The organism is Crossiella sp. CA-258035 (genome assembly GCF_030064675.1).
Lineage (GTDB): Bacteria > Actinomycetota > Actinomycetes > Mycobacteriales > Pseudonocardiaceae > Crossiella.
Genome location: NZ_CP116413.1, coordinates 1,464,111 through 1,487,426 on the forward strand (window position 1 = coordinate 1,464,111; position 23,316 = coordinate 1,487,426).

Sequence of the window (23,316 nt, forward strand, 5' to 3'; positions counted from 1 at the left end):
CCACCCGAGCCTGTTGGACGGTGAGGGGGCGAGCGCATGACCGAAGCACACGCCAGGGTGGAACGCGCCCTGGACCAGGTGTTCTCCTCGGTGGCGCCGCCCCGCCCGTTCGAGGTCGGCGCGTTCTGCCGGGACCTGGGCCAGGCGCGCGGCCATCCGATCGAGCTGATGCCGCTGAGCCAGGTGCTGGGCGGGCGGGTCGCGCCGTTCGACGGGCTGCTGGTCTCGGCCTTCGACGCGGACTACGTCTTCTACGACGACACCACCTCGGCGCTGCACCAGCAGAACACGATCCTGCACGAGATCGGCCACCTGGTGCTGGAGCACCGCAGCATCGGAGACAGCGGCCAGCCCAGGCTGCCGATGCTGCGGCTGCTGTTCCCGCACTTCAACGAGGCCCGGCGGGAGGAACTGCTGGGCAAGGCGCTGTGCCGGGCCGGGTTCCAGGACATCCAGGAGCGGGAGGCGGAGAGCTTCGCCACCCAGTTCTCCGCCCGGCTGCTCGACGCCGAGGGCGGGCGGGTGCTGGGCCGCAGGGCCAAGCGGCTGCCACCGCACGAGGCGCAGGTGATCGACCGCCTGGCGCAGGGCCTGGGGCCTGGCCAGCAGTGAGCGCGACCGGGCTACTCGTGCTGGCCGTGGTGCTGGCCACCCTGGCCACCGTGCTGACCAGGCTGCGCCAGCTGATCGGCCGCGCGGGCAACCCCGCGGTGCGCGCGCTGCTGCTGGGCTGCCTGGCGCTGGCGCTCGCGCTGTCGGTGCAGCTGCCGGTGGTCTACCCGGTGATCAACCAGGTGGGCTTCAACCTGGCCTGGCCGGTGCAGCACGTGCTGGTGCTGGGCACCGCGTACCTGATCCAGGTGTTCTTCCTGTACTCCATCGAGGAACCCGCCGAGGCCGCTCGCCGGGCCGCGCGGCAGGCGCTGGTGCTGCTGGTGGTCACCTCGGTGATGCTGCTGCTCTTCGCCGAGGCCCCGCGCGCCCGCGACTTCCTGCACGGCCCGGCCGGTCGCAACGAGGCCGGTGGGCCGGGCGATCCGGTGGCCGCGCTGGCCTTCGCCACCTTCAGCCTGTACCTGGGCTGGGCGGCGCTGAACCTGATGCGGCTGGCCTGGCAGTGGTCCACCAAGGCCAGGGACCTGTGGTGGCTGTTCACCGGGCTGCGGCTACAGGTCGCGGCGCACGTGTTCACGCTGGCCTTCTGCGCGCACAAGCTGGCCTTCCAGCTCATGGTGCTACTCCGGGTCACCCCGGCCTGGACCGCGGACTCGGTGGAGGGCTGGCTGATGCCCGCGGCCTGCGCGCTGGCCACCCTGGGCGTGACCGCGTGCGCGCTGGGCGAGACGGTGGCCAGGTGGCTGCGCAGGCACTGCGCGCCGCTGGTCCGGCTGATGAGCGCGACCGCGGCCTGGTGGCGGTTCCTGCGCGCGCACCACGCGCTCTACCCGCTGTGGGCGCGCTTCGCCGCGGTGCTGCCGGAGATCACCCTGGACCCGCCGCGGTCCCGCTGGGCCGACCTGCGCGAGCTGCGGCACGGCCGGCGCAGGCTCTACCGCAGGCTGATCGAGCTGGAGGACGGCGGCAAGCAGCTCCGCTCGGCCATCCCGCCCGAGGTGCCGGCCCGCGCCGGGGAGCTGGGCCGGGCGCGGGGCCTGCCCGAGGAAGCCCTGCCCGCGCTGACCGCGGCCGCCGGGTACGCGGTCGCGCTGCGCCGCCGCGAACTGGGCCTGCCGGAGGTGACGGACAATCCCCTGGGCAGCGCCGCGGGCGCGGAGGACCTGGCCGACCTGGTGGACCGGTGGCGCGCGATCACCCGCGCGTTCGGCCGGGACCCCGTGGTCCGGCAGGTGCTCGCCGAGACCACCAGCGCACGGGAGAAAGCCGGACGATGAAGCGACGACTCGTGCACCTGGCGCGCATCCAGGAGCTGGACCCCGAACGCGACTACGCCGAGATCTACCGGCTGACCGCGCTGTACGAGTTCACCTTCGACGTCAGCATCGCCCTGCAGCTGGCCTTCTACCGCACCTACGCGGTGCCCTCGATCTCCGGCCTGCTCGCGCACACCGGCCACATCGAGCACGACCCGGTCAAACGCGCCGAGGACACCGGCCTGCTGATCTTCGAGATGGTCGAGCACGGCTTCGACCACCCCCGCGCCCGCGCCGCGCTGCGGGTCACCAACGGCGCGCACCGCCCGTGGACCATCAGCAACGACGACTACCTGTACGTGCTGGGCACCTTCATGTTCGTGCCCTTCCGCTGGCTGGACCGCTACGGCTGGCGCCGCCCGGTCGAGGCCGAACGCATCGCCGCCTACCACTTCTACCGCGAGCTGGGCGCCCGCATGGGCATCAGGGACATCCCGGACAGCTGGGCGAAGTACGAGCACTGGTTCGACACCTACGAACGCGAGCACTTCGCGCACACCCCGGCCAACACCCGCCTGCTGCGCGCCTCCCAGCAGCTCATCGCCGACCGCTTCCCACCCCGCGCCCGCCCCCTCGGCCGCCTGCTCGGCCTGGCCCTGCTCGACGTCATCGACGACGAACCCCTGCGCCGGGCCCTCGGCGTGCCGAGGACGCCGTGGGCGCTGCGCACCGCGGTGAAGCTGGGCTTCCGGCTGCGCGCGGTGGTGCAGCGGTTCCTGAAACCGCGCAGCAGCAACTCGTTCACGCCCGGCGGACAGATGAAGGCCTATCCCGACGGATATCAGCTCTCGGATCTGGGCCCGGCCACGCCGCGCGCGCCGGGGGCCTCGAGCCAGTAGTAGGTGCGCCGCGGGCTCTTGAGCGAGCCGCGCACCTCCACCTGACCCGCGCCGATCAGCTCGTTGAGCTTGTCGGCGACCGTGGGCCGGGAGAACCCGGTGGCCTTGACCAGGTCGCTGCTCCGCGCCGAGCCGAGCTCGCGGAGGGCGGCCGCGACGGCGCTCCTCGCCCTGCCGCCACCGTCGGTGCTCCGGCGAGGCTGCCTCGCGCGCCTGAACTCGACCTCGAACCGGTTGGGGAAGTTGCGGAACACCGGCGCGTCCATGCCGGAGTGCCGCAGCTCGCGGATCATGGCCGGAATCCCCGAGGCGCGGTTCTCCGCGACCAGCCGATCGCTGCCCGGCAGGAACACATCGGTCAGCAGCGAGGCCAGGAACCCGTTGCGGGAAGAGGAAACTCCCTCCAGCCCCAGCTCGCCCAGGACCACCGGCCCGTACAGGCCACCGGGGCTGCGGACCTCCAGGCGGTCGGGGTACAGGTCGAGCTGCACCTGGGTGCCGCGGGTGATGGGGCTGTAGTCCCGGTGCAGCAGCGCGTTGACCACCGCCTCGCGGACGGCGGTGAGCGGGTAGTCACGTTGTTCCCGGCGGCCGCCCGAGGTGATGAATCCTCGGGTGCGGGTGTTCCTGGCGATCACCGAGATGACGTCGGCGACCAGATCCGGGATGGCGCCCCGGATGACCGGGTTGTCGGCGAACCGCGGCCCAGCTTCGGTGGGCTCCTGGTCCGGGTGCGCCACCACCGAGACGGTCAGCTGCGGGAAGAACTGCTGCGGGTACCGGCCGAAGGTCAGCAGGCCGCCCAGGGAGGGGACGAGCGCGTCCCGATCGTCGCGGACGAGTACTCGCAACCGCTCCAGGGTGGTCAGTTCGTCGGTGTCGGCGAAGGCCCGGGAGGTCTGTTTGACCCGCTCGATGGTGCGCAGCAGCTCGGTGCGGTCCAGGTCGTCGAGCGTTGCCTGACTGACCGGTTCCCGGTCGAACACGGGCTGTTCCCGGTTGGCGAAGGCCAGGCCGATCTCCGCCTGGGTCATCCGGCGGTCACCGTCGCCGACCCGGACGTAGGAGCCGGTGCCGATGCCCTTCGCGCTGATGTAGCACGGGCGGAGCGCCGAGGGCAGCGGGCTGATCTCGGCGACGACCAGCAGGTGGCCCTCGAACTCGAGGATGTCGGTGGCGGGGCGCAGCGCCGGTTCCAGGTCGGTGCAGGCCTGGGAGACCAGGTCATCGCGCAGCTTGGCCGGCGTGGCCAGCGGGACCGGTGCGAAGTTCCGCTGCTCGTCGAGGCCGAGGACGACCAGCCCGCCGTTGGTGTTGGCGAACGCGGACAGGGTGGGCAGGAGGCTCTTGGGCAGGCCGCCCGCCGCCGACTTCACCTCGACCTCGGCCGGCTCGCCACCGAGCCGGCGCAGCCGGTCGATTGCCGAGATCAGGTCCCGCGTGTCCACGAACTCGAAACCCTGCTCTCTACTGTCAACTTGCAAGTTGACAGTAGAGCTTACAGTAGCTTCGAGTACACGTTCGAGTTCGCTCAGTGGTCAGCACGGGGTGTGCGGCTCAGCGGGAAGCGGAGCAGGAACGTGGTGCGGCCCGGTTCGCTGGTCAGCTCGACCGTGCCGCCGTGCGCGGTCACCAGGGACCGGACCACGGCCAGGCCGAGGCCGCTGCCGCCCTTGTCGCGGGAGCGGGAGTCGTCCACCCGGTAGAAGCGGTCGAAGACGCGTTCCTGGTCGGCGGCCGGGATGCCGGGGCCGTTGTCGGTGATCCGGACCAGGGCGTGGCCGTCGGCGGCCCAGACCGCGAGCTCGACCTCGGTGCCGGGTGGGGTGTGCGCGGCGGTGTTGGTCAGCAGGTTGTCCAGGACCTGGCGCAGGCGCATCGGGTCGGCGCGCAGGGCCAGGCGGTCCTGGGCCAGCACCACGGTCAGCGGGTGGCAGGGGCGGGCGGCGCGGAAGGCGTCGGCGGCGGCGTTGGCCAGTGCGACCAGGTCGATGTCCTCCGGGCGCAGGGGTTCCTCGACCTCGGCGGCGTCCAGGCGGGCCAGCAGCAGCAGGTCGTCCAGCAGGAGCGTCATCCTGCCCGCCTCCTCGCGGATGCGGGCCAGGTGCCGGTCGCGCTCGGCTGGCTCGTTTGCCGCGGCGTACTTGAACAGGTCGGCGTAGCCGCGGATGGAGGTCAGCGGGGTGCGCAGCTCGTGCGAGGCGTCCGCGACGAACCGGCGCAGCCGCTGCTCGGCGGCGGTGCGGGCGGCCAGTGAGGAGTCGATGTGCTCCAGCATCAGGTTGAACGCGCTGCGCAGCTCCTCCACCTCCACCCCGCCACCGCCGTCGCCGGTGGCGCGCACCGGGAGCTGGGCGGAGTCGGTGAGGTCGTGCGAGCGGATGTCGTGCGCGGTGCCCGCCATCTGCGCCAGCGGGCGCAGGCCCCTGCGCAGCACCAGGCGGCCGGAGACCACCAGCACCAGCAGCGCCACCAGGAACATGGCCACGCACACCGTGATGAACCAGTTGACCGTGTTGTCCAGGTCGTCCCTCGGCGCCGCGCTGACCAGCACCTGGGTGTTGGTGATGGTGCAGGCGCGCACCCGGTAGGAGCCCTGTTTCCCGTACAGGTTCAGGGTTTTGTAGATGTCCTCGTCCTGGCCGTGCACCTCCTGGGCGACCTTGGCCAGCTTGTCGATGTCCTGCTGGGTGGTGCCGTTGGTGGCCGAGACCGGCTGTGGTTTGCCGCCGCGCATGTCGAAGAGCACCGACTGCCAGGACCACGGCGGCTGCGGCGCGCCCTTGTCCCGCCAGGCCGCGGTCTGCTCGACCTGGCTCTTCTTCATCTGCTCGTCGAGCTTGCTCGCCAGGTACTCCTCCATGCTGGTCACCATCACGGTGCCCACCACGGCGAAGACCACCAGCGACAGCGCGCCCAGCGCCAGGGAGAGCCGAGTGCCCAGCCGGGTGCGCCGCCAGGCCGTCCGCCAACGGCCCCACAGGTTCACTGGACGGCCTGGCGCAGGGCGTAGCCGACGCCGCGCATGGTGTGGATCAGCGGCTCGTGGCCGTTGTCGACCTTGCGGCGCAGGTGTGAGATGACCAGCTCGACCACGTTGGAGCGGCCGCCGAAGTCGTACTCCCAGACGTGGTCCAGGATCTGCGCCTTGGTCAGCACCGCGGGGGAGCGGCGCATCAGGTAGCGCAGCAGCTCGTACTCGGTGGGGGTCAGGGTGGCCAGCTTGCCTGCCCTGCGGACCTCCCTGGTGTCCTCGTCCAGGGTCAGGTCGGCGACCTGGAGCACCGAGCGCGCCTGCGGCGTCCAGGCCTGGGCGGTGCTGCGCCGGAGCACCGCGCGCAGCCTGGCCATCAGCTCCTCCACCGAGAAGGGTTTGACCAGGTAGTCGTCGCCGCCGCGGGTCAGGCCGACGATCCGGTCCGCGGTGCCGTCCTTGGCGGTGAGGAAGACCACCGGGACCAGTGAACCGCTTTCCCGCAGCCGGTCCAGCACGGTGAACCCGTCCAGGTCGGGCAGCATCAGGTCGAGCACCACGATGTCCGGGCTGAACGCGGCCGCCTGCCGCAGCGCCTCCGCGCCGGTGCCCGCCGTCGCCGCCCGCCAGCCCTCGTACCGGGCCACCGTGGCCACGAGGTCGGCGATGTGCGGCTCGTCGTCCACCACCAGCAGACGGACCTGGTTGTCGTTGCTCACCCGCCCATGGTGCGTCAGTCCACGCCCCGCGGCGAGGCCGTGCGCGGCCCGGCGGGCACGAGACAGCAAGTCGACAGCTTCGGGACAGCGTGGACACAGCTTCGCCGACCAGGCTCGCAACCGGAGCCGACCCCCAGCCGAGCCGAAGCAGGAGCAGACCCGTGACAACGCTTGACGCCCCCGCGCCCGCCCCGCAGGCGCCGACCGTGCGGCCGAGGGTGCTCGCCCGCACCGGTCTGTACCTGCTGCTGGCGGCGAACGCGGCCGTGGTCGCGGTGTTGTTCGCCAGCGCCGGGTTCGGCGACAACGCGCTGGTCCTCATCGGCCGTCTCGCCGGTCTCTACGCCGCGCTGATCATGGCCTTCCAGCTGCTGCTGGTGGCCAGGCTGCCCTGGCTGGACCGGCGGATCGGCATGGACCGGCTGACCTCCTGGCACCGGTGGACCGGCTTCGGTCTGTTGTGGACACTGCTGGCGCACGCGGTGTTCATCACCTACGGCTACGCGCAGGGGGAGAACCTGCCGTTGCTCACCCAGTTCGCCGAGCTGGCGACCACTGTGGACGGTGTGCTGCGCGCGGTCGTGGCGCTGCTGCTGATCATCATGGTCGGCGCGGTGTCGGTGCGCGCGGCCCGGCGCAGGCTGGCCTACGAGACCTGGCACTTCATCCACCTCTACACCTACCTCGCGGTGGTGCTGGCCTTCGGCCACCAGATCGCGGCCGGGCGCACCTTCGCCGGCTCGGCCTTCGCCCGCGGCTACTGGTGGACGCTGTGGGGTGTCGCGCTCGGCACGGTGGTGCTGGGCAGGCTGCTGCTGCCGCTGTGGCGCAACCTGCGGCACCAGTTCCGGGTGACCGCGGTGGTGCCGGAGTCGGACAACGTGGTCTCGGTCTACCTCACCGGCCGCGACCTGCACCGCCTGCCCGCCCGCGCCGGCCAGTTCTTCCTGTGGCGCTTCCTGACCAGGGACCGCTGGTGGCAGGCCAACCCGTTCTCGCTCTCCGCCGCGCCGGACGGCCGCACGCTGCGCCTGACCGCCAAGGCCCTCGGCCCCGGCAGCGCGGGCCTGCGGCACATCCAGCCCGGCACCAGGGTCTTCGCCGAGGGTCCCTACGGCGCGTTCACCACGCTGCACCAGCGCACCCCGAACGCGGTGCTGGTCGCCGGTGGCGTCGGCGTCACCCCGGTGCGCGCGCTGCTGGAGGACATGACCGGCCACGTGGTGGTGCTGTACCGGGTCCGCGCCCAGGGCGACGCGGTGCTGTACCGGGAGCTGGCCGAGCTGGCCCAGGCCCGCGGCGCGGTCCTGCACCTGCTCACCGGCCCCAACGACACGGAGACCGAGCACGGCCCGCTGCTCGGCGCGGCCAACCTGGCCGCCCTGGTGCCCGACATCGGCTCCCGGGACGTGTTCGTCTGCGGCCCGCCGCCGATGACCGACGCGGTGCTGCGCGGCCTGCGCGAGCTCGGCCTGCCCCGCGACCAGGTGCACGCGGAGCGATTCAGCCTCGCCAGCTGACCCACCCCACTCCTGAGAGGAACTCCGCATGCGCCGGGTAATCCCCGCCCTGCTGCTGACCGTCGCCGGACTCATCCCGCTGTGGCGCTTCGAGGCCACCCCGCACGAGAGCACCGCCGTGCTCGCCGACCCCGGTGGCGCTGACCCCGGCGCGGCGGGCTCCGGCACCCCGCCGCCCGGCGCGACCACCACGCCCGGCGGCTCCGGCCAGTCCACCACCAGCGCCACCGGCTCGACCGAGGCCACCAACTACGGTTCGGTGCAGGTCCAGGTCACCTTCACCGGCGACCGGATCACCGAGGTCCGCACGCTGCGCGCGCCCACCAGCACCCGCACCCAGGGCGCGCTGCCCCGGCTGCGGCAGTCCGCGCTGACCGCGCAGAGCGCCGACATCGACACCGTCTCCGGGGCCACCCAAACCAGCCAGGCCTACGCGCGGTCGCTCCGGGCCGCGATCGACGCGAAGGGGCGCTGATGGGCGTGACCGGCGCGGTGCGCAGGGTGGAGCAGGTGATGGGGCTGCCGGTGTCGGTGAACCTGCGGGACGAGCGGCTCGGGGAGGAGCCGGTGCGGCGGGTGTTCGACTGGCTGCGCGAGGTGGACGCCCGGTTCAGCCCGTTCCGGCCGGACAGCGAGGTCAGCCGGTTCGGCCGGGGCGAGCTGACCGAGGACGAGCTGAGCGTGGACCTGCGGTACGTGCTCCAGGTGTGCGTGGACTACCAGCACCGCACCGGCGGCGCCTTCCGCGCCTGGCTGCCCGGCCGGGCGCTGGACCCGTGCGCGGTGGTCAAGGGCTGGGCCGTGCACCGCGCCGCCCGGCTGCTGCGCCGGTCAGGAGCCCGCGACTTCTGCCTCAACGCCGGTGGCGACGTGGTCACCGCGGGCGAACCCGCCCCCGGCCGGCGCTGGCGGGTCGGCATCCGGCACCCCGACCAGGCCGGCCAGCTCTGCGGCGTGCTCGCCCTCGGCGACGCCGCGGTGGCCACCTCGGCCGCCTACGAACGCGGCGCGCACATCGTGGACGGCCGCACCGGCCTGCCGCCGCGCCGCCCGCTGCTGAGTGTGACGGTGCTCGCCGCCGACCTCACCACCGCGGACACCACCGCCACCGCGGCCTTCGCCCTCGGCGAGGAGGGCATCGGCTGGGCGGCCGAGCAGCCGGGCTGCTCGGTGTTCGCGGTGCGCGCCGACCGGACCGTGTTCAGCTCGCCGGGCCTGCCGCTGGCCTGAATGGCGGGTACGTAGACTCGGACGACGTGACAGACAGTCAGACCGACGCGGTGCAGGCGCTGGCCGCACTACGCGCGGTCGAGGCGGAGCTGGACACCCGCTGGCCGGAAACGAAGATCGAGCCCTCGCTGGACCGGATCCGCCTGCTGACCGAGCTGCTCGGCGACCCCCAGCGCTCCTACCCGGTCGTGCACATCGCGGGCACCAACGCCAAGACCTCGACCTCACGCATGATCGACGCCCTGTTCACCAGGATCGGTCTGCGCACCGGCCGCTACACCAGCCCGCACCTCCAGCTCGCCACCGAGCGGATCAGCGTGGACGGCGGCCCGATCGGCCCCGACCGCTACGTCGAGGTCTACCGGGACGTCGAGCCGTACGTGTCCCTGGTGGACGGCCGCCAGCCGGTGCCGATGAGCAAGTTCGAGGTGCTCACCGGCATGGCCTTCGCCGCCTTCGCCGACGCCCCGGTGGACGTGGCCGTGGTCGAGGTCGGCCTCGGCGGTAGCTGGGACGCCACCAACGTCGCCGACGGCAGGGTCGCGGTGATCTGCCCGATCGCCATCGACCACGTCGACTACCTCGGCGGTGACCTGGCAGGCATCGCCAAGGAGAAGGCCGGGATCATCAAGCCCGGCGCCACCGTGGTGATGGCCGAACAGCAGCCCGAGGCCGCCACCGAGGTGCTCCGGCAGGTGGCCGAGGCCGACGCCGTCATCGCCCGCCAGGGCGCGGAGTTCGGCGTGCTCCAGCGCGAGATCGCCGTCGGCGGCCAGCTGCTGCGCCTGCAGGGACTCGGCGGCGTCTACGAGGACGTCTTCCTGCCCCTGCACGGCGCGCACCAGGCCGACAACGCCGCGCTCGCCCTGGCCGCGGTCGAGGCGTTCTTCGGCGCGGGCCCGGACCGTCAGCTCGACATCGAGACCATCCGCGAGGCCTTCGCCACCGTCGCCTCACCCGGCAGGCTGGAACGCCTGCGCACCGCGCCGACCGTGCTGGTCGACGCCGCGCACAACCCGCACGGGGCCAAGGCACTGGCCGCCGCGCTGGAGGCCGAGTTCGGCTTCCGCAAGCTGGTCGCGGTGGTCAGCGTCATGGGCGACAAGGACGCCACCGGCATCCTCACCGAGCTGGAGCCCGTCGCGCACGAGATCGTGCTGACCCAGAACTCCTCGCCGAGGGCCATGGACGTCGACGACCTGGCCGTCCTGGCCATGCCGATCTTCGGCGAGGACCGGATCCTGGTCGAGGCACACCTGCCCGACGCGCTGGAGGCCGCGATCCGCCTGGCCGAGGAGACCGACAACCCGGACGAGCCGGTCTACGGCGGCGGCGTCGTGGTCACCGGCTCCGTGGTCACCGCGGGCGAGACCCGCGCGCTGCTCGGAAAGGCCCCAGCGTGAGCAGGAAGGTTCGGCCATGAGCCACGGCGCACCCAAGCCGATGAAGAACCCGGCCAAGGCCCTCCGCGGCATCATGATGGGCACCTTGATCATGGAGGCGATCGTGGTGGCCCTGGCGCTACCGGTGATCGCCAAGCTCGGCGGCGGCATCGGCACCACCGGCGGGGTCCTGGTCACCTGCCTGGCAGTGGCGATGCTGCTGTGCGCCGGGCTGATCCGCTTCCCCTGGGGAGTGTGGGTCGCGGTGGCGCTTCAGGCAGCGATGATCGCGGGCGGCTTCGTCGTGTTCACCCTCGGCGTGCTCGGGGTCATCTTCGCGTTGATCTGGGCGTACCTCCTCTGGCTCCGGCGGGAACTGGCCCGCAGCCTGGCTGCTGCGGCGGCTCAGGGTTAGTCACCTGGAACAGGGACTCAGCCGGGGTCCCACTCCAGGACCTTCACACAGTCGACTGGAGTGGGACCAGGGGGAGCGTGGCTGGCTGTGGACAACTCCCCGGTTGTGGACAAGTGCCCGGTTCCGGGGAGCCCCGGCTTGCACAGTCAGCCGGCGACTAGTAGATGCGGCAGCTCCAGGACCGCGTCGACGACCTCCGCGACCGAACCGCTGACCTGCCAGGTCACCCGGCCGTCGATCATCCGTTTCGCCTCGGCCTCCTCGGGTCCGAGGACCAGCACCGCGTCCGCGATGACACCGAGCCTGCGCACGTACAGCAGGGCGTCCGGATCGCGTGCATCGCCCAGTGGGGTGCCGGACCAGCCGGCGGCCACCAGGAAACGGAGGGCGGTCATGTGTTTCTCCATGCGCAACCCCTTCTCGCCGGGCCCCCGACAAGCCCGTCACATCTCTAGACGGAAAAGAGCCCAATCGGGTTGCGTGGCTTCATTCGGTCGGAGGACAGGTTCACCTGCTGTCCGCCTGTCCGTTGACCACTGGCCGCACTCGGCGACTACAACCCGGGAGTGCCCGAAACCCCAGGACTGAACCGACGCTCCCTGCTGCGTTACGGCGCGGCGGGCGCCGGGGCGATCGCCACCGGCCTGCTGCTGCCCACCACTGTCTCCGCCGCCCCGCTCGTGCCCAGCGCCCGCCCCCGACTCAGCCACGGCATCCAGTTCGGCGAGGTCGACGGGGACTCCGCGGTGGTCTGGGCCCGCGCCGACCGCCCGTCCCGGCTGCGCGTCGAGGTTGCCAGGGACGAGAGCTTCCGGCACGCCCGGCAGTTCTGGGGCCCCGCGCTCACCCCGGCCACCGACGGCACCGGCGAGCTCCGGGTCGCCGGACTCACCGCGGGCCGGGACTACCACGTCCGGGTGACCGCCTGCGAGCTCGACGGCCGCGCGGCCAGCGAGCCGGTGCTCGGTTCCTTCCGCACCGCCCCGCGCAGCCGCCAGGACGTCAACTTCCTGTGGTCCGGCGACATCGTCGGCCAGGGCTGGGGCATCAACCCCGACCTGGGCGGCATGACCATCTACTCCCGGATGGCCGCGCTGCGCCCGGACTTCTTCCTGTGCAGCGGCGACACCGTCTACTCCGACGGCCCGCTCAGCGAGACCGTGCTGCTGCCCGACGGCCGCACCTGGCGCAACCTGGTCACCCCGGAGAAGACCAAGGTCGCCGAGACGCTGGCGGAGTACCGGGGCCAGTTCGCCTACAACCTGCTCGACGAGCACGTGCACCGGTTCAACGCCCAGGTCCCGCAGCTGAACCAGTGGGACGACCACGAGGTCACCAACAACTGGTACCCCGGCGAGATCCTGGACGACGCCCGCTACACCGAGAAGCGGGTGGACGTGCTGGCCCAGCGCGCCTTCCAGGCCTTCCACGAGTGGCTGCCGGTGCGCAAGGCGGACGCGGTGGACGGCCGGGTCTACCGCAAGATCTCCTACGGTCCGCACCTGGACGTCTTCGTGCTGGACATGCGCACCTACAAGGGCGCCAACACCCCGGGCACCGCGCCGTTCGAGCCGATCCTCGGCGCGGCCCAGACCCGCTGGCTGACCAGGGAGCTGGACCGGTCCCGGGCCACCTGGAAGATCATCGCCGCGGACCTGCCGATCGGGCTGGTCGTGCCGGACGGGGCGAACATCGAGGGCGTGGCCAACGGGCAGCCGGGCGCGCCAGCGGGCCGGGAGGCCGAGCTCGCGCTGGTGCTGCGGGAGATCCACCGCCGCCGGGTGCGCAACGTGGTGTGGCTGACCGCGGACGTGCACTACACCGCGGCGCACCACTACGCGCCGGAACGGGCCGCCTTCACCGAGTTCAACCCGTTCTGGGAGTTCGTCTCCGGGCCGCTGCACGCGGGCGCGTTCGGCCCCAACAAGCTGGACCCGACCTTCGGTCCCCGGGCGGTCTTCGTCAACGCGCCGCCCGCGCCGAACACCTCGCCGATGGCCGGGTTCCAGCACTTCGGCCAGGTCAAGATCGACGGCCCGAGCGGCAGGCTGACCGTGCACCTGCGCGACCAGGATGCCCGCTCGCTGTGGTCCACCACCTTGGCGCCCGAACGCGGCTGAGCGCTCAGTCCAACGGCAGGGACACCCGGAACACCACTCCGCCGGAATGTCCGTTGTGGACGCTGACCGATCCGCCGTGCCCGGTGACCACAGCGTCCACAATGGACAAACCGAGTCCGGCGCCACCGTGTTCGGCGCGGGCGGACTCGCCGCGGTAGAACCGCTCGAACACCTTGGCCCTGGCCGATTCGCCGATCCCGGGGCCGGTGTCGGCGACGGTCAGCACCGCCTGCCCGGCCCCGGCCGTGACCCGCACGGTCGCGGACGTGCCGGGCGGGGTGTGCCTGCGCACGTTGTCCAGCAGGTTGCCCAGCACCTGCCGCAGCCGGTCCGCGTCGCCGAGCACGGTCACCGGGCCCTCGGCGTCGAGCCGGAAGTCGTGACCGGGCGCGGTGTTCGCGTCGGCGACCGCGTCCGCGGCCAGCGCGGTCAGCTCCACCGGTTCCCGCTCCAGCGGACGGCCCTGGTCCAGCCGGGCCAGCAGCAGCAACTCGTCCACCAGCACGCCCATCCGCTCGGCCTCGGACTCGATCCGCCGCATGACCAGCGCCAAGTCGTCCGGCCTGCCGGCCGCCCCACGCCGGAACAGCTCGGCATAGCCCCGGATGGTGGCGATCGGGGTGCGCAGCTCGTGCGAGGCATCCGCGACGAACCGCCGCAGCCGCTCCACCGCGGCGCTGCGCTGGGCGAAGGCGGTCTCCAGCTGGGCGAGCATCGCGTTCAGCGCCGTGCCGAGCCGCCCGACCTCGGTGCGTTCGCCCGCGGCCGCCACCCGCCTGCTCAGGTCCCCGGAGCCGATGGCCGCGGCGGTCGCCGAGATCGCGGTCAGCGGCCGCAACCCGCGGCGCACGGCGGGTGCGGACAGCAAGGCCAGCAAGGCCAGCGCGACCAGGCTGGAGATGATCGCCACGTTGGCCACCCGGTCGATCAGCTCGTCGGTGGCCGCGGTCCGCATGGCCACCACCAGGACCGGTCCGTGCTCAGTCAGCCGTTCGGTGTGCACCAGCCAGCCGGGCACGGTCGACAGTCCGCCGGGCAACGACTCCGGCAGTTCCGGCCGGTCACCGAAGGCCGCGGTGTCCCGGACCGCGCCGTGCGCCTCGCGGAGCTGGAAGAACGAGGGCGCCTGGCCGCGCCCCGCCGCCGCTTGCCACAACCCGGTCACCGTGCCCGGTTGGCCGTCCGCGACCAGCCGGGGCGCGGCGCCCTTGGCGAGCAGTTCGGCCCGGAAGTCCTTGGCCACGGCCGAAAGCACGTCGTCCTGCGCGTCACCGGCCCAGTCCTGCAACGCGCCGAAGATCGCCCCGACCGAGGTGCCGAGCCCGATCACCAGCAGGCCGAGCACGGTCAGCACCAGCCGTCTGCGCAGCGACATCAGGACCTGCCGTGGGGCAGGCGCAGCACGTAGCCGATCCGCGGCACGGTGTGGATCAGCTGCGGCTCGTGGCGGTCGATCTTGCGGCGCAGGTAGGAGATGTAGGTCTGCACCACCGCGGCGTCGCCGTTGAAGTCGTACTGCCACACGTGGTCCAGGATCTGCTGCTTGGTCAGCACCCGGCCCGCGTTGACCAACAGGTAGCGCAACAGCTTGAACTCCGTCGGCGTCAGGTCGACCACCTCACCGTGCCTGCGCACCAGGTACGCGTCCTCGTCCAGCTCCAGATCGGCCAGGGACAACGTGTCCGCCGCGTGGATGCGGCCCCGGCGCAGCACCGTGCGCACCCGCACGGTCAGCTCGGCGAGACTGAACGGCTTGGTCAGGTAGTCGTCGCCGCCCGCGGTCAAGCCGGTGATCTTGTCCTCGGTGGCGTCCTTCGCGGTCAGGAACACCACCGGCACGTCCCGGCCGTCCCGGCGCAGCGCCCGGCACCAGTCCACGCCGGAGGTGTCCGGCAGCATCACGTCCAGGATGATCAGGTCCGGCGCGAAGCTCGTGGTCAGCGCCCGCGCCTGTCGCCCGGTGCCGGCCACGGCGGTCTCGAACCCGTCGTAGCGCAACGCCATGGACACCAGGTCGGCCAGATATCGCTCGTCCTCGACGACGAGCACGCGGATGGGCGGTCGGCTCACCAGCCCAGTGTGTGGCAGTGCGGCGGTGCTGCCACCCGGTTCGCCCGATTGACAGAGAACTCTCAGCGCGACCGCAGAGCCACCGAAGACCTGCCTGGTGACCTGGAGCCATGGAAGCTCTTTCGCGCTGGGTGCTGGCCAGGCGACGACTCGTCGGCCTGCTGACCCTGACCCTGTTGCTCGCCGGTGGCGCGGCGATCGCGCTGCTGCTGCCCCAGGTCTCCGAACGCAACGCCTACCCCGGACTGCCCGGCTACGAGGCCAACCAACGCATCACCGCCACCTTCGGCACCGGCGGCTACGAACGCCCGGTCGTGCCGGTGGTGACCCTGCCCGAGGGCGCCACGGCCGACTCCGCCCGCACCGAACTGGCCCGCGCGTTCGGCGCGGTGACCGCCGCGACCGGAGCGCGGGTGGCCTCCTACGCCGACACCGGGGACCGCGGGTTCGTCGGCACGGATCGGCGGATGACCTTCGGCCTGGTCTTCGGCGGCCCGGTGGAACAGGGCGGCCTGCCGGGCAGCGCGCTGGGCGAGGGCGCCGGGCTGGAACCGGCCATCGAGGCCGCCATGCGCCCGCACCTGCCCGAGGGGTCCGAGTTGCGGGTCACCGGGCTGGACGCGCTGGCCACCGGCGCGGACACCGGCGGGCTGAACGTGCCGCTCAAGCTGCTGATCACCATCGGGGCCGCGATCCTGGTGCTGGCCTGGGTGTTCCGCTCCGCGCTGGCCCTGGTGCCGTTGCTGACCGCGGCGATCGCGATCCCGGTGTCCTTCCTCGGCTTGCTGGCCGCGAGCCTGGTGATCGAGATCCACGAGACCACGCTGATCATGTTGCCGCTGTTCGGCATCGGGATCGGCATCGACTACGCGCTGATCCTGGTCAGCCGCTGGCGGGAGGAACGCGCCAAGGGGGTGGACGGGGAGGAGGCGGTGCACCGCGCGATGGCCACCGCCGGGCACGCGGTGCTGTTCAGCGCGGGCGCGGTGGCGATCGGGCTGCTCACCATGGTGGTGCTGCCGATTCCGTTGCTGCGCAGCCTCGGCGTCGGCGGGATGCTGGTGACCCTGGCCAGCGCCGCGGTGTCGCTGACCGTGCTGCCGCTGCTGCTGGCCCGCGCGCGGCCAGGGCCGGTGCGGGCGGAGGGCCGGGCCTGGTTCTCCTGGGCTCGGCTGGTGGTCCGGTTCCGGGGGGTGGCCGCGGTGCTGGCGGCCGGGGCGCTGCTCGCGCTGTCCGCGGCCGCGCTGGAGCTCAACCTGCGAGTGCCGACCACCGACCACCTGGCCACCGAGGGGCCGGGGCGGGACGGGCTGACCGTGTTGGAGCGCAACGGGATTCCGTCCGGGGTGCTCACCGCGTTCGACGTGTACCTGCGGCCCGGCGCCGCCGCCGAACCGGTGCGCGCCACCCTCGGCGGGCTGCCCGGCGTGCACGCGGTGACCGCGCCGGCGCACCGGGACGGGGCCGCGTTGCTCACCGTGTTGCCGGTGGCGGAAGGGGGCTCGGCGGCGGGGGAGGCCACCATCGAGCGGGTGGTGGCGGCGGTGCCGGAAGCACTGGTCGGCGGCAACGTGCGGCAGCAGATGGACTACGTGCGGGTCACCTACACCGCGTTCCCGTGGATGCTGGCCGTGCTCGCGTTGCTCAGTTATGTCCTGCTGGCCAGGGCGTTCCGCTCGCTGTTGTTGCCGCTCAAGGCGATCCTGCTCAACCTGCTCTCCCTCGGCGCGGTGCTCGGCGCGATGGTGCTGCTGTGGCAGTGGGGCTGGGGCACCGAGGCGCTGCTCGGGCTGCGGCCGGACGGGGCCATCGGGACCTTCGTGCCGGTGACCATCTTCGCCTTCCTGTACGGGCTGACCATGGACTACGAGGTCTTCCTGATCGCCAGGATGCGTGAGGAACACGACCGCACCGGTGATACGGAAAGGGCTGTGGTGGAAGGGATTGGCCGGACCGGGCGACTGGTCACCAGCGCGGCGCTGATCCTGTTCTGCTCCTTCGCCGCGATGGCCACCGGGGGCGAGCTGGACGTGGCGATCTTCGCTTCCGGGGTGGCGCTGGGCATCCTGCTCGACGCCACGCTGATCCGTTCGGTGCTGGTGCCCGCCACCGTGGCCATGCTGGGCCGGTGGAACTGGTGGCTGCCGCCCTGGGCGGCCCGGCTGCTCCGGGTGCCGGTGACTGAAAATACTTGCAGGTAAATGGAGTATTGCCTTCGCAGGAGCCGCGTGGTTTTCTGCCGACCCGCCCGTATGGGTTTGCAAAAACTTGCGACTAGGAGGTCGCCGTGCGGCGCAGCCGGAGATCGGTCGGAGTCCTGCTGAGCGCGGCGCTGGTGGTGACCGCGCTGCCCGCGTTCACCGGCACCGCGACCGCGCTGCCGCCGGCTGCCCCGCTGGCGATCGGCGCGGTCGCGGATCTGCCCTCGGGCGTGCGCGAGGGCGACCGGCGGCTCGGCCGGGACGCGCTGCGCGGCGACCTGACCGGGCAGCGGTTCTACTTCCTGCTGCCGGACCGCTTCGCCAACGGCGATTCCCGCAACGACACCGCGGGCAGCTCAGGAGACCGGTCCAAGCACGGCTTCGACCCGGCGGACAAGGGCTACTACCACGGCGGCGACCTGGCTGGGCTGCGGTCAGAACTGGACTACCTGCGCGGCATGGGCACCACCGCGGTGTGGCTGACGCCGATGTTCCGCAACCGCTGGGTGCAGGGCAGCGGCAGCACCGCCTCCGCCGGGTACCACGGCTACTGGACCACCGACTACACCGAGCTGGACCCGCATTTCGGGACCCTGCACGAGATGCGCGCGCTGATCAGGGACGCGCACGCGCGCGGCATGAAGGTCTTCTTCGACATCGTGGCCAACCACACCGCCGACGTCATCGACTACGCGGGCGGCAAGCACGACTACCGCGGCATCGGCGCCCAGCCCTACCTGGACGCGGACGGGCGGCCCATCGACCTGGCCGCGCTGGCCGGGGGCAAGGACTTCCCCAGACTGGACGCGCGCCGCTCGTTCCCGTACGAGCCGGTGCTGCGCGGCGGGGACGCCGGGGCGAAGAAACCCAGGTGGCTCAACGACGTCAAGCTCTACCACAACCGCGGCAACTCCACCTTCGCCGGAGAGTCGTCCACCTACGGCGACTTCGACGGGCTCGACGACCTGATGACCGAGCACCCGCGGGTGGTCGACGGGATGACCGAGATCTTCACCAGCTGGATCGACACCCTGGACATCGACGGCTACCGGGTGGACACGGTCAAGCACGTGAACGTGGAGTTCTGGCAGGCGCTGGCACCCAAGGTCAAGGAGTACGCGCAGCGCAAGGGTAAGAAGGACTTCTTCGTCTTCGGCGAGGTCTACGACGGCGACCCGGCGATCACCTCGAAGTACACCACCGGCGGGAAACTCCAGTCGGTGCTGGACTTCCCGTTCCAGGGCGGCGCGCGGTCCTTCGCCGCCGGGCAGGGTGCGGACCGGCTGGCCCAGGTGCTGCTGGCCGACGACCGCTACACCGACGCCGACTCCAACGCCTCCTCGCTGCCCACCTTCCTGGGCAACCACGACATGGGCCGGATCGCGGGCATGCTGCGCCAGGACCGGCCCGGCATGGCCGATCCGGAGGCCCTCGACCGGCTGCGGCTGGCGCACAGCCTGATGTACTTCTGGCGCGGCAACCCGGTGGTCTACTACGGCGACGAGCAGGGGTTCGCGGGCACCGGCGGGGACAAGGACGCGCGGCAGGACATGTTCCCCAGCAAGGTGCCGGAGTGGCGGGACCAGGACCAGGTGGGCACCGACGCGACTCCGGCGGCGGACAACTTCGACCGGAAGCACCCGCTGTACCGGCACCTCGGCCAGCTGGCGTCCTTTGTGGACGGTGATCCGGTGTGGCGGCGGGGCAACCAGGTGCTGCGGCTGGCCGAGCGGGATGTGCTGGCCTTCAGCCGGATCGACCGGGAAACCCAGGTCGAGCACGTGGTGGTGGCCAACGCCGGTACCGGCGCGGCCGAGGTCACGGTGCCGGTGTCCGCGCCGGGACTGGGTTTCCGCGCGGTCTGGGGCGGCCAGGTCACGCCGGTCAGCGGGGCGGACGGCGCGGTGCGGGTCACCGTGCCGCCGCTGTCCGCGCTGGTGCTGCGCTCGACCGGCCGGATTCCGGTGCCCGCCAACGCTTCCGCCCAGCCCACGCTGGTGGTGCCACCGGCAGGCACCGCGCTGCGCGAGCGGGTCGAACTGCGCGCGGACCACGTGACCGCGCCGTACGCGCAGGCCACCTTCGCCGCGCGGGTGACGGGGCAGCGGGACTGGACCGTGCTCGGCACCGACGACGCCGCGCCGTACCGGGTCTTCGCCGACCTGGCCGCGCTGCCGGGCGCCAAGGCCGGGGCGCGGGTCGAGCTGCGGACCGTGGTCAAGGACGCCGCGGGCCGGTTGAGCGCGGACGGCGCGGAGGTGACCCTGGTCGCCGCGCCGGGCGGTGGCACCGGCGCGCAGCCGAGTCCGGACTGGCTGGTGGTGCACTACAACCGGCCTGCCGGGGACTACGACGGCTGGGGACTGCACGTGTGGGGCGAGGTCGCCGAACCCACCGCGTGGGAGCGGCCGCTGCCGTTCGCGGGCGAGACCGGCTACGGCCGCTTCGCCTGGGTGCGGCTCAAGCCGGGCGCGAAACAGGTCGGCTTCCTGGTGCACAAGGGCGAGGAGAAGGATGTGGCGAGTGATCGCTTCGTCGATCCCTCGGTCACGCCGCAGGTGTGGCTGAAACAGGGACAGGCACCGGTGTTCCCTGGCCAGGCCGCGGCCACCGGCGCGGTCGAGGTCCGCTACCACCGGCCCGGCGGCGACTACGGCGGCCTGCGGTTGCGGCTCGGCGGCGGCATCGCGGCGGACCAGCCGACCGAGATCCCCCTGGAGACACGGGAGGACTACGGCGTGCGGGCCACGGTGCGGGTCAACGGCACCGGTGCGCCGGTCGAGCTGACCGTGCTCAAGGACGGCGCGACCGAGGTCAGCGGCCGGATCGAACCCGCGCGCGGGGCGGAAGCCTGGTTGCGGCAAGGGGATCAGGCCGTGCACGCCAGCCGCGCCGCGGCCGAGCGGCGGATCGTGCTGCACTACCACCGGCCGGCCGGTGACTACCAGGACTGGACGCTGTACCACTGGGGTGGCTCGGCCACGCCCAGCCCCTCCTGGAACGAGTCCCAGCGGCCCGACCGGCGGGACGGTTTTGGGTTGACCTGGTCGGTGCCGCTGGCCGAGGGCGCCACCGGGCTCAGCTACCTGCTGCACCGCGGCGACACCAAGGATCCGGGGCCGGACCAGCGGATCCAGCTGGGCGCCACCGGCCACGAGGTGTGGTACGCCAGCGGGGTCACCCGGCCGGACGGTTCGGTCTCCTACGTGCTGCCGCCCTCGGCCGCGGCCCCGGCGGACGCGGATCTGAGCAAGGCCAAGGCGATCTGGGTCAGCAAGGACCGGGTGGTGTGGGACGTGCCGCCCGCCGACACCGACGGCTACGAGCTGCGGCACGACCCGGACGGGCGGATCGCGGTGGTGGCCGGGCAGGTGCAGGGCGGCCGGGTGCTGCGGCTCGCGCCCGATCCCGGCGGCCTGCCCGCGGAGCTGGCCGCGAAGTTCCCGCACCTGCGCGGAAAACCGGTGTACCGGCTGCGAGCATCCGATGTGGACAGTGGGCGGGACGCGCTGCGCGGGCAGGTGGTCGCGGTGCACCGGGACGCCGGCGGCGCGCTCCGGCACGCCACCGGGGTGCAGCTGGCCGGGGTGCTCGACGAGCACTACGCGCCGGCCGCGGCCGGGCTGACCTACGGCCCGCTGGCCCAGCCGGTCGGTGTCCGGCTGTGGGCGCCCACCGCGAAGTCGGCGCGGCTGCGCCTGTTCGACCGCACCCCGCCCGCCGCGACCGCGCAACCGAGCCAGACCGTTGCCCTGCAACGTGATCCGGCCTCCGGCGCGTGGACCGGGTCCGGCGACTGGCTGGACCGCTACTACCAGTACGAGGTCACCGCCTGGCAGCCGCGCACCGGCAAGGTGGAGACCGCGGTCGTCACCGACCCGTACTCGCTCGCGCTGACCGTGGACTCCACCCACTCCCAGCTCACCGACCTGCGCGCGGCCCCGCCCGGCTGGGACCGCGAAGTCGCCAAGGGCCTGGGCCCGAACCCGGCCAGGCACGCCATCACCGAGCTGCACGTGCGCGACTTCTCCATCGGCGACAACAGCGTGCCCGAGGCGGACCGCGGCACCTACAAGGCGTTCACCCACCGCGACTCCACCGGCATGCGGCACCTGCGCACGCTGGCCGAGGCCGGTATGGACACCGTGCACCTGCTGCCCACCTTCGACATCGCCACCATCCCGGAACGCCGCGCCGACCAGCAGAAACCCGCCTGCGACCTGCCCAGCCTGCCCGCCGACTCCGAGCAGCAGCAGGACTGCGTGGCCAAGACCGCGGCCAAGGACGGGTTCAACTGGGGCTACGATCCGTGGCACTACGACGTGCCGGAGGGCTCCTACGCCACCCCCGACGCCCAGTCCGGCCAGGCCCGCGCCCGGCAGTACCGGGAGATGGTGCAGGCCTTGCACGCCAACGGGAACCGGGTGGTGGTCGACGTGGTCTACAACCACACCGCGGCCGCCGGCAACGACCCGAAGTCGGTGCTGGACCGGGTGGTGCCCGGCTACTACCAGCGGCTCACCGAGGACGGCTCGGTGGCCAACTCCACCTGCTGCGCCAACACCGCCACCGAGAACGCCATGATGGGCAAGCTGGTCGTCGACTCGGTGCTGCGCTGGGCTCGACTGTACAAAGTGGACGGTTTCCGGTTCGACCTGATGGGCCACCACCCCAAGGCCAACATCCTCGCGGTGCGCGCCGCGCTGGACCGGCTGACCGTGGCCGCCGACGGAGTGGACGGGCGCAACATCCGGATCTACGGCGAGGGCTGGGACTTCGGCGAGGTCGGCGGCAACGCCCGGTTCGAGCAGGCCACCCAGGCGAACATGGCAGGCACCGGTGTCGGCACCTTCAACGACCGCCTGCGCGACGGCGTCCGCGGCGGCGGCCCGTTCGACGCCGACCCCAGGGTGCAGGGACTGGGCTCCGGCCTGGCGGGCGATCCCAACGGCAGCCCGGCCAACGGCACCCCGGCCGAACAGCAGGCCCGGCTGACCAACTACGCGGACCTGGTCAAACTCGGCCTGGCCGGCAACGCCGCCGACTTCCGCTTCCGCGGCACCAGCGGCGCGGAAGTCACCGGTCGCGACGTCCGCTACAACGGCGCCCGCGCCGGCTACACCGCCGGTCCCGCCGAGTCGATCACCTACGTGGACGCGCACGACAACGAGGCCCTCTACGACGCGCTGGCCTACAAGCTGCCGCCCGGCACCTCGATGGCCGACCGCGTGCGCATGCAGACCGTCGCGCTGGCCCCCGCCCTGCTCGGCCAGGGCCAGCCCCTGGTGCACGCGGGCACCGAGTTCCTGCGCTCGAAGTCCTTGGACCGCAACAGCTACGACTCCGGCGACTGGTTCAACCGCTACGACCCGGCCCTGCGCGGCTCGGTCTTCGGCTCCGGCCTGCCACCCGCGCACGACAACCGCGACAAGTGGCCCTACGCCAAACCCCTGCTGGCCAACCCGGTCCTGAAACCAGCCCCCGCGGACCTCCGCACCGCGCTGGACCGCACCCTGGACCTGCTCCGCCTGCGCCAGTCCTCCCCGCTGTTCACCCTGCCCGAGCAGGCCCTGGTGCAGCAGAAGCTGTCCTTCCCGGACCCCAGGTCCGCGCCGGGCGTGGTGGTCGCGCACCTGGACGACAGGGTCGGCCCTGACCTCGATCCGGCGCGGCGGGGCGTGCTGGTGATGGTCAACCCGGATCCGGCGGCACGGGAGATCGCGCTGCCCGCCGGCGGCGGCTGGCGGCTGCACGAGATCCAGGCCGGTGGCGGGGATCCGGTGGTGCGGCAGACCAGCGTCAGCGGCGACCAGGCCAGGGTGCCGGGCCGGACGGTGGCGGTGCTGACGCGCTGACCGGAGGGCTGTTTCGCCCAACTGGTGAATCGAGTCCTCGCTGTGGGTAGCCGAAGTACC

General features: G+C 72.4%; 17 protein-coding genes. 11 read left to right on the top strand and 6 right to left on the bottom strand.

Annotation, left to right across the window (positions count from 1 at the left end; translation table 11 throughout):
- Positions 1-36: 36 nt before the first annotated feature.
- Genes N8J89_RS07005 through N8J89_RS07015 form a run of 3 tightly spaced genes read left to right on the top strand, consistent with a single transcriptional unit; the run spans position 37 to position 2,770 of the window.
- Complete coding sequence (locus N8J89_RS07005) at positions 37-612, top strand: ImmA/IrrE family metallo-endopeptidase (RefSeq protein ID WP_283663528.1); 576 nt, start codon at positions 37-39, stop codon at positions 610-612.
- The gene (locus N8J89_RS07010) at positions 609-1,892 is read left to right on the top strand and encodes an MAB_1171c family putative transporter (RefSeq protein WP_283663529.1); all 1,284 of its coding nucleotides are present in this window, start codon (positions 609-611) and stop codon (positions 1,890-1,892) included. Before N8J89_RS07005 ends, N8J89_RS07010 begins: the two co-directional genes overlap by 4 nt.
- Complete coding sequence (locus N8J89_RS07015) at positions 1,889-2,770, top strand: oxygenase MpaB family protein (protein WP_283663530.1); 882 nt, start codon at positions 1,889-1,891, stop codon at positions 2,768-2,770. Before N8J89_RS07010 ends, N8J89_RS07015 begins: the two co-directional genes overlap by 4 nt.
- On the opposite strand, the gene N8J89_RS07020 is transcribed toward N8J89_RS07015, so the two are convergent.
- The 3 genes from N8J89_RS07020 to N8J89_RS07030 form a co-directional block, all read right to left on the bottom strand.
- On the bottom strand, positions 2,713-4,218 hold the full coding sequence (locus N8J89_RS07020) for an ATP-binding protein (protein WP_283663531.1): 1,506 nt from the start codon (positions 4,216-4,218) through the stop codon (positions 2,713-2,715). The two genes, N8J89_RS07015 and N8J89_RS07020, sit on opposite strands and share 58 nt — an antisense overlap.
- Before the next feature lie 83 nt (positions 4,219-4,301).
- A complete protein-coding gene (locus tag N8J89_RS07025) occupies positions 4,302-5,759 on the bottom strand; it encodes a sensor histidine kinase (RefSeq protein ID WP_283663532.1) in 1,458 nt (485 codons plus the stop codon).
- Positions 5,756-6,463, bottom strand: a complete 708-nt coding sequence (locus tag N8J89_RS07030; RefSeq protein WP_252486049.1) for a response regulator transcription factor — start codon at positions 6,461-6,463, stop codon at positions 5,756-5,758. The genes N8J89_RS07025 and N8J89_RS07030 overlap by 4 nt, the downstream gene beginning before the upstream one ends.
- 161 nt (positions 6,464-6,624) lie before the next feature.
- Between N8J89_RS07030 and N8J89_RS07035 the strand changes: the two genes are divergently transcribed.
- From N8J89_RS07035 to N8J89_RS07055, 5 genes are read left to right on the top strand one after another with little or no spacing between them, the layout of a single operon-like run.
- Positions 6,625-7,983 carry a ferredoxin reductase family protein gene (locus N8J89_RS07035; protein ID WP_283663533.1) on the top strand — a complete coding sequence of 453 codons (1,359 nt, stop codon included), beginning with the start codon at positions 6,625-6,627 and terminating at the stop codon, positions 7,981-7,983.
- 28 nt (positions 7,984-8,011) lie between these two features.
- Positions 8,012-8,458 carry an FMN-binding protein gene (locus N8J89_RS07040; protein ID WP_283663534.1) on the top strand — a complete coding sequence of 149 codons (447 nt, stop codon included), beginning with the start codon at positions 8,012-8,014 and terminating at the stop codon, positions 8,456-8,458.
- Positions 8,458-9,213: an FAD:protein FMN transferase gene (locus N8J89_RS07045; protein ID WP_283663535.1), complete on the top strand. Its 756-nt coding sequence runs from the start codon at positions 8,458-8,460 to the stop codon at positions 9,211-9,213. The genes N8J89_RS07040 and N8J89_RS07045 overlap by 1 nt, the downstream gene beginning before the upstream one ends.
- A gap of 26 nt (positions 9,214-9,239) precedes the next feature.
- Positions 9,240-10,616, top strand: a complete 1,377-nt coding sequence (folC, locus tag N8J89_RS07050) for a bifunctional tetrahydrofolate synthase/dihydrofolate synthase (RefSeq protein WP_283663536.1) — start codon at positions 9,240-9,242, stop codon at positions 10,614-10,616.
- A 16-nt stretch (positions 10,617-10,632) separates the two neighbouring features.
- Positions 10,633-11,010: a DUF4233 domain-containing protein gene (locus N8J89_RS07055; RefSeq protein ID WP_252486044.1), complete on the top strand. Its 378-nt coding sequence runs from the start codon at positions 10,633-10,635 to the stop codon at positions 11,008-11,010.
- A 146-nt stretch (positions 11,011-11,156) separates the two neighbouring features.
- On the opposite strand, the gene N8J89_RS07060 is transcribed toward N8J89_RS07055, so the two are convergent.
- Positions 11,157-11,405 carry a hypothetical protein gene (locus N8J89_RS07060; protein WP_252486043.1) on the bottom strand — a complete coding sequence of 83 codons (249 nt, stop codon included), beginning with the start codon at positions 11,403-11,405 and terminating at the stop codon, positions 11,157-11,159.
- Positions 11,406-11,576: 171 nt separating this feature from the next.
- On the opposite strand from N8J89_RS07060, the gene N8J89_RS07065 reads away from it, so the two are divergent.
- Positions 11,577-13,130 (top strand): alkaline phosphatase D family protein, encoded by a 1,554-nt coding sequence (locus tag N8J89_RS07065; protein WP_283663537.1) that lies wholly within the window; start codon positions 11,577-11,579, stop codon positions 13,128-13,130.
- A 4-nt stretch (positions 13,131-13,134) separates the two neighbouring features.
- On the opposite strand, the gene N8J89_RS07070 is transcribed toward N8J89_RS07065, so the two are convergent.
- Together N8J89_RS07070 and N8J89_RS07075 are read right to left on the bottom strand one after the other, a co-directional pair.
- Complete coding sequence (locus N8J89_RS07070) at positions 13,135-14,505, bottom strand: sensor histidine kinase (protein WP_283663538.1); 1,371 nt, start codon at positions 14,503-14,505, stop codon at positions 13,135-13,137.
- Positions 14,505-15,200, bottom strand: a complete 696-nt coding sequence (locus N8J89_RS07075) for a response regulator transcription factor (protein ID WP_283663539.1) — start codon at positions 15,198-15,200, stop codon at positions 14,505-14,507. Before N8J89_RS07075 ends, N8J89_RS07070 begins: the two co-directional genes overlap by 1 nt.
- A 110-nt stretch (positions 15,201-15,310) precedes the next feature.
- Here N8J89_RS07075 and N8J89_RS07080 point away from each other — a divergent pair, with 110 nt between their 5' ends.
- Together N8J89_RS07080 and pulA are read left to right on the top strand one after the other, a co-directional pair.
- The gene (locus N8J89_RS07080; RefSeq protein ID WP_283663540.1) at positions 15,311-17,401 is read left to right on the top strand and encodes an MMPL family transporter; all 2,091 of its coding nucleotides are present in this window, start codon (positions 15,311-15,313) and stop codon (positions 17,399-17,401) included.
- An 86-nt stretch (positions 17,402-17,487) separates the two neighbouring features.
- Positions 17,488-23,256 (top strand): pullulanase-type alpha-1,6-glucosidase, encoded by a 5,769-nt coding sequence (gene pulA, locus N8J89_RS07085; RefSeq protein ID WP_283663541.1) that lies wholly within the window; start codon positions 17,488-17,490, stop codon positions 23,254-23,256.
- Positions 23,257-23,316 lie beyond the last annotated feature (60 nt).

Excerpts from the sequence above, each read along its gene's own strand:
- N8J89_RS07080 (WP_283663540.1), top strand. The coding sequence starts at position 15,311 with ATGGAAGCTCTTTCGCGCTGGGTGCTGGCCAGGCGACGACTCGTCGGC.
- N8J89_RS07055 (WP_252486044.1), top strand. The coding sequence starts at position 10,633 with ATGAGCCACGGCGCACCCAAGCCGATGAAGAACCCGGCCAAGGCCCTC.
- N8J89_RS07040 (WP_283663534.1), top strand. The coding sequence starts at position 8,012 with ATGCGCCGGGTAATCCCCGCCCTGCTGCTGACCGTCGCCGGACTCATC.
- N8J89_RS07070 (WP_283663538.1), bottom strand. The coding sequence starts at position 14,505 with ATGTCGCTGCGCAGACGGCTGGTGCTGACCGTGCTCGGCCTGCTGGTG.
- N8J89_RS07015 (WP_283663530.1), top strand. The coding sequence starts at position 1,889 with ATGAAGCGACGACTCGTGCACCTGGCGCGCATCCAGGAGCTGGACCCC.
- N8J89_RS07005 (WP_283663528.1), top strand. The coding sequence starts at position 37 with ATGACCGAAGCACACGCCAGGGTGGAACGCGCCCTGGACCAGGTGTTC.
- N8J89_RS07045 (WP_283663535.1), top strand. The coding sequence starts at position 8,458 with ATGGGCGTGACCGGCGCGGTGCGCAGGGTGGAGCAGGTGATGGGGCTG.
- N8J89_RS07060 (WP_252486043.1), bottom strand. The coding sequence starts at position 11,405 with ATGACCGCCCTCCGTTTCCTGGTGGCCGCCGGCTGGTCCGGCACCCCA.